The following is a 12,777-nucleotide window of genomic DNA, read 5'->3' on the forward strand; positions in this document are numbered from 1 at the left end:
GAGGTCAAGGCGGAGCATATGCCGTGCCATATCAGACAATGTCGGTAGAGGGCACTGGCCCGGTGTCGATCGGGCTGCAGCAATATCTGCGTGCAATCCCCAATCTGAAGCTGACGAGCACCGCCGAGGCCGAGGCGACGGTTGCAATCATCAAGGAAAACCACGAGAAGGTGATCCGTTCGCTGAATCAGTCCGGCCAAGTCAGTGAGTATGAGCTTCGCTATACCTTGACCTATACTTTGCTCGGACAAAAACGCCAACCTCTGTTTCCCACCTCAGATATCCATATCCGCCGCTATATGACCTATAGCGATAGCCAGGCTCTGGCCAAGGAGCAGGAAGAGGCCCTGCTGCTGCGCGACATGCAGCAGGATGCAACCATGCAGGTCATTCGCAGGCTGAGTGTGTTCAGGCCGCGTCCGGAAGACATGGCCAGCCAGCCGGCAAAGGCGCCTTGAGTGCAGATCAAGTTAGAGCAGCTACCACAGCATCTGCAGCGGGGCTTGGCTCCGCTGTATGTCCTGCATGGCGAGGAGGCCTTTCTGCTGCTTGAGGCTGCCGATCGGATTCGGGCCAAGGCCAGACAAGGGGGCTTTGTCGAGCGGGAAGTGCTGACTGTGGAATCCGGCTTCAAATGGAACGAGCTGATGATGGCCGGGGCCAGCCAGAGCCTGTTTGGCGACCGTAAATTGCTGGAGCTGCGGATTCCGACTGGCAAGCCGGGTACGGAGGGCGCACAGGCGCTGCAGGAGTACTGCAACCACCTCTCGCCAGATACCATCACCCTGATCACCCTACCCAAGCTGGATCGCACCCAGCAGGGCAGCAAGTGGTTCACAGCGTTGGAGTCGGCGGGGGTGGTCATGGCGGCATGGCCTGTGGATCGTGCGCATCTGCCGCAGTGGATCGCAGGTCGCCTGGCCCTGCAGAATCAGCAGGTTGATCGCCCGACGCTGGAATTCCTGGCCGACAAGGTGGAAGGCAATCTGTTTGCCGCGCATCAGGAAGTGCAGAAGCTGGCGCTGCTGTATCCCGAAGGGGTGATCACCCCAGAGCAGGTCAGGAACGCCGTGCTGGATGTCGCCCGCTTCGATGTATTCAAACTGGGCGAGGCTTTGCTGCAAGGCGATGCAGGCCGGTTTGCAAAAGTGCTGGATGGCTTGCAGGCCGAGGGAGAGTCGCCAGTCTTGGTGTTGTGGGCGCTGGCCGAGGAAACCCGCACCCTACTCAAACTCAAGCAGGGGCTGGCGGATCGACAGCCGCTCCCACAGCTGTTCAAGGACCATCGGGTATGGGGTGAGCGGCAGAAGTGGATGGAGCCCGCCTTGCGCAGAGTGGGTGCTTCCGCATTGCAAGCCGCGCTGCAGCAAGCCTATCAGATTGATCGCGCCATCAAGGGCGTGGGTAGCCAGGAGCCATGGGCCGCCATGATGCGCCTGGGTCTTTCACTATGCGTGGCCAGTGCTGCGCGATTTGAATTGAGTCAATGATGTTGAATGTAGAAACGATCCAGGCCGTCATTTTCGATATGGATGGCCTGATGTTGGATACCGAACGACTTGCGCTGTCATGCTGGCACCAGGCGCTGTCACAGCATGGTTATGAGGTGGACCCCGCCATCGGGTTGGGCATGGTTGGGTTGAACAGCCGTGATTCAGCAGCGTGGTTGCGCAGTCAGTTAGGTGATGATTTTCCGATCGAGTTGATCAATCAGACCTCCAATACACTCTATATCGAAGCCGTTTCGCACGGCATTCCCTTGAAGACTGGCCTGTTGTCTTTGCTGGATCATCTGGACAACAAGCAACTGCCAAAGGCTGTCGCCACCTCCACCCGCCGACTCTATGCAGAAAAGAAGCTGCAAATGACAGGCATCTTGACACGTTTCAAACTACTGGTCTGCGGCGATGAGGTGAGCGCGGGCAAGCCTGCCCCAGAAATTTTTCTACGTGCGGCAGCGGGGTTGGGAGTGGCACCCGAGCATTGCTTGGTTCTTGAGGATTCCGACCCAGGGGTCAGGGGAGCTCGCGCCGCCGGCATGCAGGTGATCCAGATACCAGATGTCCGCCCGCCCAGCGAGGAAGTCATCAGCTTTGGGCATTCCATCCTGCCTGATTTGCATCATGTCCAGCGGCTCATGTGCTGAATATCTTCAACGGAGATGCACACCGATCAAGGTGAAAGGACAGGTGCTTTCTCATAGATCACATCATGCGGGCTGTGCCGACCGATGATCCTGGCAAACTCGCCAGACTGTTTGCCCCGGCGGATGGCGGCGTTGATATGATGCAGGGCTTCTCCGATTTCCATGGACTTGGGAAACGCCAGATAGAATTCATTGCGGGCCAAGGGGCGTGGCAATGCAACGAATTCTTTCGACCTGGCTGCCAGAATGGCATCGTTACGCAGCACTTGAAACAAGCCTTCCTGCCCGCCCCCTATCAAGATGGCATCAACTCTGCCTGCCAGCAGTTTTTTCACACGGCTGGTGGTGTTGCCCGCATCTTCATCGATATCCAGATAGCTCCGCTTGGCTGCTTCAAAGGTATCATTCAATTTGAACCCAGCTTGCATCCCGATCCGTATTCCCTTCAGATCAGACAGTGATTCAAATGGAAATTCCTGCCCACGCTTGGTGACCAGGATGGTGTCCACACCGTAAAGCGGCTCGGAGAACTCAAAGATCAGGTCGCGTTCCTCGGTCTTCGACAACCCAAGTATGGCGCCCTTTCCCGCAGTGCCCAAGGCAACGGTCCTGCTCCAGGGATAGCACTTGATTTCAAAGCGTAATCCAGTTTGTTGCTCAATATATGCAACCATGTCTACCAGAATGCCCTTCGGCTGGCCATTCTCATAGTGCAGTGTGGTGGTGCCGGTATCTGTCGTGAGCAGCGGAATGGTATTAGCTGATGCAAATGACCCAATGCATATGAACAACGAAAAAACATATATCAACTGGCGTATTGAGTGTCGCAACATGATGCATTGGAATTCGTGGGTGATCGAATATCGTAAGATGTCCCACTATACCAGGAGAAGCTAGGGAAAACCCGATTCTTGCCAATTATTTCAATCAGCTACACATACTTGGCTGACTGAGCTTGCGCTGATCGGTCGATCACATCGGATCATGAAAAGAACATTTGTCGATTTTTTTTACATTTAGTTAAAAGCTATCATGCTATGCTGTTCCATTCTGTTGAATATAATAAATGTATTATATATGGCATGAGTATTGCTTCCCTGATTGCCCGTCGGCCTAAATACACACAGTCAAAAAACGAAAGTGTTCAATATATGAAGAAAATCGTATCCGCTTTGATGGCATTCATGGCGATAGGCGGTTGCCTGGGTGCGGCAACTGTTGCCAATGCCAGTGTCATCACCTACCAGAGCCGCTTTTCCGATGCTGGTAATTTCGCTTCAGGTGCTGAATACAAATCTGCAATTGATGGTTTGCTGACAACGGGTGCAACGGCTGGCTATTGCGATCGCAACGTTGGCGTATTTGCTGATATCAACAATCAGATGCTGTGCCGCAACGGCTCAGACAGCAATATTGCGTTTCACTACAACATCGCGTTTGGTCTGGCCGCCACCAACAGCTGGTCATTCCGTCTAGGGCCGGATTTCAGCAAAGGTGGCGCGGTGTTTTTAGATGGCCAATTGGTGGCATCCAAGAATGATGACTTGTGGTGGTTTGGTGATTTCAATGCCAAGGACGAGTTGTTGGAGGCGACGGTGACCAACCTGCTGGCTGGTAACCATGTCCTGGATATCTATGGCTTTGATTCCTGCTGTGACGGCGAGCAATCCGCGCAATTCCGCGTGGGGGCTGGGCAATGGACAACGTTCTCGCGCCAAGACAAGCAGAATCACGTCCCCGAGCCGGCTTCATTGGCATTGGTTGGGGCTGCAGCCATCGGTTTGCGCGCCAGCCGTCGCCTCTGGGTTTGAGTGCGAGGTAGATGAAAAAACCGACACGTAGGTGTCGGTTTTTTTTACAGCTCTTTTTCCTGTTGGGCATGTGTTTCACTGCAATAGAACTGCCCATCCCGCTGGAGTGCTTCTTGCTCAGGCACCAGCGTGCCGCAGCGTCGGCATGGTAGCAACTGGCCAGCCTGGGCTGGTTGTCTGGCTGCTTCGGATCGCTGCTCGCGCTGCCGGAACCAACGCCAGCACAGATATGCAAACAACAATACCGCCAAGATGCGGATCAACATGATGGTACTCGCTTCGCCTCAATCGACATTTTTCTACCAACCCTGTACGGAATGTGTTGGTTGTGGGTGGTCTGTTCAAACAGATGGGTCATCTGCCTGATCAGGTCATGGTGTTTTCTTCTGAATGAATTCGATCTTATAACCGTCAGGATCTTCGACAAAGGCAATCACCGTGGTGCCATGTTTCATGGGGCCAGCCTCACGTGTGACTTTACCACCCAGCTTCTTGACCTCCTCGCAGGCTTGGTAGGCGTCATCGACTTCAATGGCGATATGTCCAAATCCATTGCCTAGCTCGTAACGGTCGGTATCCCAGTTATGGGTGAGTTCAATGACGGTATGTTCGCTTTCTGCGCCATAGCCGATGAATGCCAGGGTAAAACGCCCTTCCGGATAGTCCTGGCGCCGCAATACGCGCATCTTCAGTACCTGGGTGTAAAAGTCGATGGACTGTTCCAGATTGCCGACACGTAGCATGGTGTGAAGGATTCGCATGGTTTGTTGTCCTTGAATGTTTGACGTGATGGGCCGTGAGCGGGGCGCTGCTGGCCTGTGCGATGATACTGTGCCGCTGCAACCCGATTGCCTGACGCTCACGAGCGGAATTCAGAGCTGATGGAGTCTAGTGCTGATGGCCCGTAGTTCCGATCTGGCCAGCTTGTAGGCTGGGTACAGTTTAGCGACATGTGACCAGAATCGCTCGGAGTGATTCATTTCCAGCAGGTGTGCAAGCTCGTGGATGATGACGTAGTCAACCAGGTGTGGGGGGGCTTGAATCAATCGCCAGTTCAGGCGGATCTCCTGCTTGCCGTTGCAGCTCCCCCAGCGAGTCCGCGCGTTGGATAGCAGAATCTTGCTGGGCACCACCCCTAGCTGGGGTGCCAGGGTTTGGGCCCGTGCCATGAAGTGGGGCCTGGCCTGTTGCATGAGCCAGCGTTTCACGGGCAGGGCAGGCAGCTGATCTGCCGGTAGACCAACCAATAATTCATTGCCTAATTGTCTGATTGCGATCCGATCTGTTGTCACGACCCGTAAGGTGATGGCCTGCCCCAATAACCAAAGGGTGCTGCCATCCTGTAGCGGCGCCGGGTGGGGGGGCTCCTCCTGCCATTGGGCCAGTTTATCCAGTATCCAATCGGCTTTTTCGGCCAATAATGCATGGATGCGTGCTTCGCTGACTTGAGTTGGCACGCTGACCGTCAAGCCTTGCCGGTCGATGCGCAGCCCTAAGGTGCGGCGCTTGGCGCTACGCTTCAGGCTGTACTGGATGTGGTGGTCAGCCAGTTTAATCGACCGTTGCTCGGCTTGGGGTGTTGGCAAGATTGGATTGATTTCGTGGATGACATGGGCCGATCCCACTGATACGTGGCATCTCGTGATTGATCCAGCCTTGCCCGGCGTTGGTTAGGCTCTGGATGGTGTGCCCCGCTGGGTGGATGGCTGGGCCGATTGAAACGGTGATTTCACCTGGGAATCGCCACAGCGAATTTTTTGGCCAGAACTCACCGGAGTTCAGCGCGACTGGCAGGATCGGTACATTCAAGTCATGCGCCAAGCGGGCGCCGCCATGTTTGAATTCACGTTGTTTGCCAGCAGGCACCCTTGATCCCTCAGGGAAGATGACAATCCAAAAGCCTTTGGCAAGGCGATCCCGGCCTTGGTCGATCAATTGTTGATTGGCTTTTCTGCGATCGGACCGATTGATCAGAATCGGGGACAAGGTGGCCAGACCCCAGCCAAAAAATGGCACCCAGGCCAGCTCACGCTTCGCCACCCAGACCTGGGGCGGGAAAATGGCCTGGAACACAACGGTTTCCCAGGCGGACTGGTGCTTCGAATAGATGATACAGGGGGTGTCGGGCAGGTTTTCCAGCCCCTCTACGCGATAACGGACCCCGCATAGATGCACCCCAAACCAAGTGTAAAGCCGTGACCAGCCAGTCACGATACGATAGCGACGCAGCGGAGGGAGTGGCAGAACCAGCAGCGCAATCAGTGCAAATATCGGTGTGATGATGAGGAGTATCAGTAAGAACAGCAGGGATCGCAACCAGACTTTCATTCATCCTCCGGCAGCTTGGCAAGGTATTCTGCCGCTTGCTGCAGATTGTCAAAAATCAATGTGCCCTCGGGCAGATTGCCATCTGCCTTGGTCTTTTCGCCTTTGCCGGTCAGCACCAGGATGGGTTGCCCGCCCATGGCATGGATGGCTTCCAGATCGCGCAGGCTGTCACCGATGCCGGGCACGCCAGTCAGGCGGATACCGAACCGGTCTGCAATCTGCTCGAACATGCCTGTTTCCGGTTTTCTGCAATTGCATGCATCCTTGGCCGTGTGTGGGCAAAAAAACACGGCATCCACCCGACCACCGCTCTGCGATAGCAGCTTATGCATTTTCTGGTGCATGGCATTGAGCGCCGACATATCGAACAGGCCACGGCCAATCCCGGATTGGTTGGTGGCGACGACCACGCGATATCCGGCTTGATTCAACAGCGCGATGGCTTCCAGACTGCCCGGCAGGGGCTGCCATTCATCAGGGTTTTTGATGAATTCGGCGCTGTCGTAGTTGATGACGCCGTCGCGGTCGAGAATGACAAATTTCATGTAAGTGACCTTAACATAAACACTATGGAACGACTAGCAGGGAGCGCCCTGGCTTGCCTTGACTTGGCACAAGTGCATGTCGGCAGGGTCTAGTTTACAACATGCGCAAGCCTTGTAGTCTGGTGTTCAGCAAGACTGATGCAGCCCTCGATAGCTTTATAGCTGGCATCGGCGGGTTATGTCTTGGGTCAGGGCGACAAGGGCGGATCAGATGAGCATTCGTTTGCGGGCGGTGTGGTGAAGAAAAAACAGGCCGCATGAGCGGCCTGTTTTTTGATGGCGGTGGTGGTCAGACCGCCAGCTTGGAGATGTCCGCCACCTGATTCATCAAGCCACCCAGCTGCGTAAGCAGGGCCAGGCGGTTTTGACGGATCAAGGGCTCATCGGTCATCACCATGACCTGATCAAAGAAGGCATCGACCGCTTCGCGCAGACCGGCCAGCGCTTTCAGTGCCTCTGTGTAGCCTTGATTGGCAACGTGGGACTCCACAATCGGCTTGATTTGGGTCACGGCGTCAAACAGTGCTTTCTCGGCGGCTTCTTGCAGCAGGGTGAAGTCGGGTGCCACGGTGATGGCGTCGGTCTTCTTGAGGATGTTGCCGATCCGTTTGTTGGCGGCGGCCAGGCTGTTGGCCTCGGGCAGCTCGCGGAAGGCGGTGACGGCTTCCACTCGTGGCAGCACCTGGTCAACGCGGCGTGGGCCTTGGCTGACGACGGCATCGATGACGTTGTTGTCGAACTGCCGGCCAGACAGGTAATTCTTCAGGCGCTCCTGCATGAAGTCGAACAGCTTGGAGACGGTATCGTCGGCCAGTTTGGCGGTAATGAAACCGGCGCGGGCGTGTTCGAGGAGTTCCTGCAGATCCAGTGACAGCGGCGATTCCAACAGGATGCGCAATACACCCAGCGCGTGACGGCGCAGACCGAATGGGTCTTTGTCGCCGGTGGGGATCAGGCCGATGCCCCAAATGCCGACTAACGTGTCCAGTTTGTCCGCCAGGGCAACAGCAGCGGCGATGTTGTCCTGTGGCAGGGTGTCACCGGCAAAGCGGGGGTGATAATGGCCCTCGATGGCGGTGGCAATGGCTGCTGGTTCGCCATCGATACGGGCATAGTACATACCCATGATGCCTTGCAGCTCGGGGAATTCGCCAACCATATCCGTCAGCAGGTCTGCCTTGGCCAGATAGGCTGCGCGTTCGGCTTGCTGGGTATCGGCGTGCAGCTTGCCAGCGATGATGCCCGCCAGTTTGCACAGGCGTTGCACGCGCTCCAGTTGCGTACCCAGTTTGTTGTGGTAGACCACGTTTTCCAGGCGTTGTACGCGGGCATCCAACCGTTGCTTCTGATCCTGCTCGAAGAAGAATTTCGCATCCGACAGGCGGGCGCGCAGTACGCGCTCATTGCCATGCACGATGTGGCTCGGGTCGTCCGTCTGCAGGTTGCTGACCACCAGGAAACGCGACTGCAGGCGGCCCTGTGCATCCAGCAATGGGAAGTATTTCTGGTGCTGCTGCATGGATAGGATCAGGCACTCCTGCGGGACTTTCAGGAAGTCTTCACTGAAGGCGCCGACATAGACCGCAGGCCATTCCACCAGGGCGGTGACTTCATCCAACAAGGCATCGTAATCCGCCAGCTGGCAGTGGGCCGCAGCTGCAGCGCGCTTGAGTTGGTCTTCGATATGGGCGCGGCGGGCCGCGAAGCTGGCAATGACCTTGCCTTGCTCATACAGGGTGCGGGCGTATTCATCGGCATGGGCGATGCTGACCTCGCCTGAGGACAGAAAGCGGTGGCCCAGGGTGGCGCGACCACTGCTGAGCTCCAACACTTGGCCATCGATGATCTGGCTGCCATGCAACATGATCAAGCCATGCACCGGTCGGATGAATTGGCTTTCGCGCGCGCCCCAGCGCATCAGCTTGGGCGCGGGCAGCTTCTTCAATGCGGCTTCCACGATGGTGACCAGCTGGCTGGCCAGGGGCTCCCCTTGTTTGGTGAACCGATGGACATAGACATCGTTTTTGCCATCGTGGCCGACGGCCAGCTCGGCAATGTCAATGCCGCACGAGCGGGCAAAGCCAGCCAGGGCCGGGGTCGGTTGGCCATCCTTCATGGCATTGGCCACCGCCGGGCCACGGCGTTCTACCTGTTGATCGGGCTGCAGGTCAACCACATGCGGGATGGTGACCGCCAAGCGGCGAGGGCTGGCGAACACATGGTGTTCGACGCCTGCGGCAACAAAATTCAGGCGGACGAGTTCGTCCACAATACTCTGCGCGAAGGCCGCGCCCAGCTTGGGCAGGGCTTTGGGGGGCAGTTCTTCGGTCAGCAGTTCAATCAGTAACGTATCTTGCATGGCCAATTCTTTATCGGTAAGTCGCAAACCGGGGCTGCGACAAGATCATGGTTTCGCTTGGCACATCGGGAAGCCCAGGGCCTCACGAGCGTCGTAATAAGCTTGTGCCACACCACGGGACAGGGTGCGCAGGCGGCCAATGTAGGCAGCACGCTCGGTGACCGAGATGGCGCCACGCGCGTCCAGCAGGTTGAAGGTGTGGCTGGCCTTCATGATCATCTCGTAACCCGGCAAGGGCAGGCCCAGCTCCAGCAGGCGTGTTGCTTCGGCTTCGAAGTCGTTGAATTGCTCGAACAGCAGCGCGACATTGCTGGCGTCAAACGCAAATTTCGATTGCTCGACCTCGTTCTGGTAGAACACATCGCCATAGGTCAGTTTGCTGCCATCTGGCATGGTCGCCCATACCAGGTCATAGACATTTTCCACGCCTTGCAGATACATCGCCAAGCGTTCCAGTCCATAGGTGATCTCGCCGGTTACGGGTTTGCAGTCCAGCCCACCAACCTGTTGGAAGTAGGTGAACTGGGTGACTTCCATGCCATTGAGCCACACCTCCCACCCCAAACCCCATGCGCCTAGTGATGGGCTTTCCCAGTCATCTTCGACAAAACGGATGTCGTAGATGGTCGGGTCAACGCCTAGCGCCCGCAGGCTGTCCAGATAGAGGTCCTGGATGTTGTCGGGGCTGGGTTTCAACACGACCTGAAATTGGTGGTGCTGGAACAGGCGGTTGGGGTTTTCGCCATAGCGGCCATCTTTCGGGCGGCGGGAAGGCTGCACGTAGGCGGCATTCCAGGGCTCCGGGCCTACGGCGCGCAGAAAGGTGGCAGTATGGAAGGTGCCAGCGCCGACTTCCATGTCGTAGGGCTGCATGAGCGCACAGCCCTGTTTGTTCCAGTAATGCTGGAGGGTGAGAATGATTTCCTGAAAGGTCAGCATGAATCGATGCTTGCTAGTAAGGTCGAAACGGGCATTCTAACCCGATTGGATTGGCGGTAAAACCCAGAATTCAGCGGGGTGGGTCGAATCCGGCAAAACGATTGTTGCCGAGCGCAGCATAGAGTCAGACAAGCGCCAGTCCCGGCGCTTGTCTTTATACACCAATGTGATTGGGTCAGCCCTTGACATCAGCCAGGCTGGCGCCAAAGTTGATGTGAAACACCTGGCCCTCCATGACCATGGCGGGTACGGACTTGACGCCCGCGCGTTCCGCCTCGCCAATACGGTCGCGCTGTTCGCCCAAATGCACGACTTCCACTTGATAGCGTTGCTGATCCAGTGCGCTTGCGAATTGCTGTTCCGCCGCGACACAGACCGGGCATCCTGCGTGGTAGAAAACGGCTTTTGCAGTCATAATGCGGTCACTCCTTTGTCGTAGATGATGGGGTGCGGGTGCTCAGTCCGGTCGCCAAACTCAGCTGAGCATCCGGTTCTTGCCTGATCGAGATCAGGCGGTGTATCGACCTCAGGCGATGCCTGCTGTCAAATGCTTTTCCCTTGGCTTGTGCCGGTTCATCCTTGGCGCATTGCTGCCGGGCGATTCCTGTCGTTGAGCCAGGTGATGGCCTGCGTTGCTGATTCCGCCTGCTCATGCTCTGGGCAGTCCAGCCGTAAATGCGCTACGGCCATTGCCGTCCCGACCAGCCTGCAGAAGTGGGGCATGGCCGCATCTGGGTACTGATTGGCAACGAAGTACCTGCAGCTTGGGCACATGCGCGATATAGGAATCCTGTCTTGCCCCTGTAATGTGCGGATCAGTTTGAGTAGGGTCTGATAGCACGCCGTCACCTCATGCTCTGGCAGCCTGGTCAATGCATCGGCCAGAAAGTGATGCCAACCATCGATTTCCGCAACCAAGGCCTTACCCGCGTCGGTCAGCGCCAGCGCCAGCGCACGGGCGTCGTCCGGGCTCCGGGCCTTGGATACCCATCCTTTCTTCACCAGTACTTTCACCGCATCGCTGATGGTGGGTGCCGCCAAGGCCGTCTGCTCCGCAATCACCTTCAATTGCAAAGATCGCCCACGCACGCTGAGCAGCGACAGGATTTCCATCTGCGTCGGCGTCAGCCCGTGCTGGCCTGCCATCTGCCATGCGTGGAAGCGCAGGGCAACGGATAGTCGCACCAGGGAATCAGCCAATTTGCCGTGCAAGGTCTGGCTGGGCGTATCAAGTGGGTGGGTATCGCTCATGGTTTTTATTATTAGGATTCCTAATTAAAATTGTCAAGGGTTTTGCATAATGTTGCATCGGCAAAACAAGTCTTATCCGTGCTAGGTGAAGAGTGGGGGCCAGTGGCCTCAATGAAAATGACCAGCACGTAGCTGGTCATCAGGGGCAGGCGGGTCAGGGGGCTGATCAGAAGTAGTTGATATTCAGCGGTTGGCCAGATTTATCACGGATGCCAGCCATGGTCCTGGTGGCTTTGCCTTTGATCTGGTCTGGCAATCTGATCCATGAGACGGATTTCACCGCCGCATCGCCCGACATGAAGCCACGCACGAACAATTCCGTGATGGCGCCGCCAGTTGCCTGGTCAACCACTTTGGGCACCACTGCAAAGGTGCCGGTGACGATCGGCCATGTGCCATTGCCAGGGCGATTGATCAGTTTTTCATCAAAGTCCCCTTTACTGGCCCAGCCGCTGTTCATCAGCGCATCTGTGATGGCGCCGGATGAGGCTTTGACAAACTTGCCCTCGGCATTGGCCAGTCTGGCATCAACCAAGGCGTCTTCTGCCACCGCGCTGAAATCGACGTAACCAATGGCACCTTCGGTGCTCTTGACGGCATCAACGACACCCTTGGTTCCCTTCGCCTGTTGTGCGTTCGCGGGCCACTTTAGGCTGAAACCCACCCCCATGGCGCCCTTCCAATCTTTGTTGGTGGAGGCCAGGAATTCGCTCAGTGAATAGGTGGCGCCTGAGCCGTCCGAGCGGACAACCAATTTGATCGGGCTCTTGGGCAGTTTCTCGCCACTATTCAGCGCCGCGATGGCTGGGTCGTTCCAGTCGGTGATCTTACCGCTGAAGATCTGCGCCAGAACATCGCCATTCAGCTTGAGCTGGCCGCTTTTGAAACCGGCCAGGTTCACCACAGGTACCACCGCGCTGACGGCAACCGGGAAGGCAACCAGCCCGGCCTTGTTGAGTTCCGCCGAGGAGGGGAGGACATCGGTGGCGCCAAAGTGGCTTTGGTTGGCTTTGACCGCCACCAGCCCACGCTCAGAGCCAACAGCATCATATTTCAAACTGTGCCCGCTTTTCTGCAATGAGTTGGCCCATTTGTTATAGAGCGGTGCAGCCGCTGAAGAGCCGACCCCTTGGATTTCAACGGCGTGGGCAGTGGAGAAACTGCATAGCAGTGCCGTGACCAGGACGTAGGCAGATTTTCTTATTGTGAACATGAACTCTCCGGGTTTTGCTTTGTCATGAAAATGCAATATTATCAAATACGAATATAATTTAGGATAAAATTTTTTAACGTAAGATATTGTTTTAACAATGTCCTATGCTATTGACAAGTGACGGAATGACTGAGTGTCAGTCTTGATGTGACAAGCGGTAGCGCGGGCCGGGGCAAGGCCCTACA

At 56.4% G+C, this 12,777-nt stretch carries 15 protein-coding genes; 4 read left to right on the forward strand and 11 right to left on the reverse strand.

Annotation, left to right across the window (positions count from 1 at the left end; genetic code table 11):
• Positions 1-23 precede the first annotated feature (23 nt).
• From HNQ59_RS11310 to HNQ59_RS11320, 3 genes are read left to right on the forward strand one after another with little or no spacing between them, the layout of a single operon-like run.
• Positions 24-458: an LPS assembly lipoprotein LptE gene (locus HNQ59_RS11310; protein ID WP_184039186.1), complete on the forward strand. Its 435-nt coding sequence runs from the start codon at positions 24-26 to the stop codon at positions 456-458.
• Positions 459-1,490, forward strand: a complete 1,032-nt coding sequence (holA, locus tag HNQ59_RS11315; protein WP_184039188.1) for a DNA polymerase III subunit delta — start codon at positions 459-461, stop codon at positions 1,488-1,490.
• Positions 1,487-2,146: an HAD family hydrolase gene (locus tag HNQ59_RS11320; RefSeq protein ID WP_184039191.1), complete on the forward strand. Its 660-nt coding sequence runs from the start codon at positions 1,487-1,489 to the stop codon at positions 2,144-2,146. The genes holA and HNQ59_RS11320 overlap by 4 nt, the downstream gene beginning before the upstream one ends.
• Positions 2,147-2,172: 26 nt before the next feature.
• On the opposite strand, the gene HNQ59_RS11325 is transcribed toward HNQ59_RS11320, so the two are convergent.
• The gene (locus HNQ59_RS11325; RefSeq protein ID WP_281397210.1) at positions 2,173-2,979 is read right to left on the reverse strand and encodes a substrate-binding periplasmic protein; all 807 of its coding nucleotides are present in this window, start codon (positions 2,977-2,979) and stop codon (positions 2,173-2,175) included.
• Positions 2,980-3,297: 318 nt separating this feature from the next.
• Here HNQ59_RS11325 and HNQ59_RS11330 point away from each other — a divergent pair, with 318 nt between their 5' ends.
• Entirely contained in the window at positions 3,298-3,957 is a 660-nt protein-coding gene (locus tag HNQ59_RS11330) for a CCXG family PEP-CTERM protein (RefSeq protein ID WP_184039197.1), read from the forward strand.
• 44 nt (positions 3,958-4,001) lie between these two features.
• Here HNQ59_RS11330 and HNQ59_RS11335 read toward each other — a convergent pair whose 3' ends face one another.
• The 10 genes from HNQ59_RS11335 to pstS form a co-directional block, all read right to left on the reverse strand.
• Positions 4,002-4,223, reverse strand: coding sequence for a PP0621 family protein (locus tag HNQ59_RS11335; protein ID WP_184039200.1), 222 nt, complete (start codon positions 4,221-4,223; stop codon positions 4,002-4,004).
• 105 nt (positions 4,224-4,328) lie between these two features.
• Entirely contained in the window at positions 4,329-4,718 is a 390-nt protein-coding gene (gloA, locus tag HNQ59_RS11340; RefSeq protein ID WP_184039202.1) for a lactoylglutathione lyase, read from the reverse strand.
• A gap of 111 nt (positions 4,719-4,829) precedes the next feature.
• Positions 4,830-5,543, reverse strand: coding sequence for a M48 family metallopeptidase (locus HNQ59_RS11345; protein ID WP_184039204.1), 714 nt, complete (start codon positions 5,541-5,543; stop codon positions 4,830-4,832).
• Positions 5,509-6,285: a lysophospholipid acyltransferase family protein gene (locus HNQ59_RS11350; RefSeq protein WP_246490964.1), complete on the reverse strand. Its 777-nt coding sequence runs from the start codon at positions 6,283-6,285 to the stop codon at positions 5,509-5,511. Before HNQ59_RS11350 ends, HNQ59_RS11345 begins: the two co-directional genes overlap by 35 nt.
• Complete coding sequence (gene gmhB, locus HNQ59_RS11355) at positions 6,282-6,830, reverse strand: D-glycero-beta-D-manno-heptose 1,7-bisphosphate 7-phosphatase (protein ID WP_184039206.1); 549 nt, start codon at positions 6,828-6,830, stop codon at positions 6,282-6,284. Before gmhB ends, HNQ59_RS11350 begins: the two co-directional genes overlap by 4 nt.
• A 289-nt stretch (positions 6,831-7,119) precedes the next feature.
• Complete coding sequence (glyS, locus tag HNQ59_RS11360; RefSeq protein ID WP_184039208.1) at positions 7,120-9,189, reverse strand: glycine--tRNA ligase subunit beta; 2,070 nt, start codon at positions 9,187-9,189, stop codon at positions 7,120-7,122.
• A gap of 45 nt (positions 9,190-9,234) precedes the next feature.
• Positions 9,235-10,128 (reverse strand): glycine--tRNA ligase subunit alpha, encoded by an 894-nt coding sequence (glyQ, locus tag HNQ59_RS11365; RefSeq protein ID WP_184039210.1) that lies wholly within the window; start codon positions 10,126-10,128, stop codon positions 9,235-9,237.
• Positions 10,129-10,303: 175 nt separating this feature from the next.
• A complete protein-coding gene (locus HNQ59_RS11370) occupies positions 10,304-10,543 on the reverse strand; it encodes a thioredoxin family protein (RefSeq protein WP_184039212.1) in 240 nt (79 codons plus the stop codon).
• Positions 10,544-10,701: 158 nt separating this feature from the next.
• Positions 10,702-11,379, reverse strand: coding sequence for a MarR family winged helix-turn-helix transcriptional regulator (locus tag HNQ59_RS11375; RefSeq protein WP_184039214.1), 678 nt, complete (start codon positions 11,377-11,379; stop codon positions 10,702-10,704).
• Positions 11,380-11,545: 166 nt separating this feature from the next.
• On the reverse strand, positions 11,546-12,592 hold the full coding sequence (gene pstS / locus HNQ59_RS11380) for a phosphate ABC transporter substrate-binding protein PstS (RefSeq protein ID WP_184039217.1): 1,047 nt from the start codon (positions 12,590-12,592) through the stop codon (positions 11,546-11,548).
• Between the last annotated feature and the right edge of the window lie 185 nt (positions 12,593-12,777).

The sequence above is a fragment of the Chitinivorax tropicus genome (genome assembly GCF_014202905.1).
Lineage (GTDB): Bacteria > Pseudomonadota > Gammaproteobacteria > Burkholderiales > SCOH01 > Chitinivorax > Chitinivorax tropicus.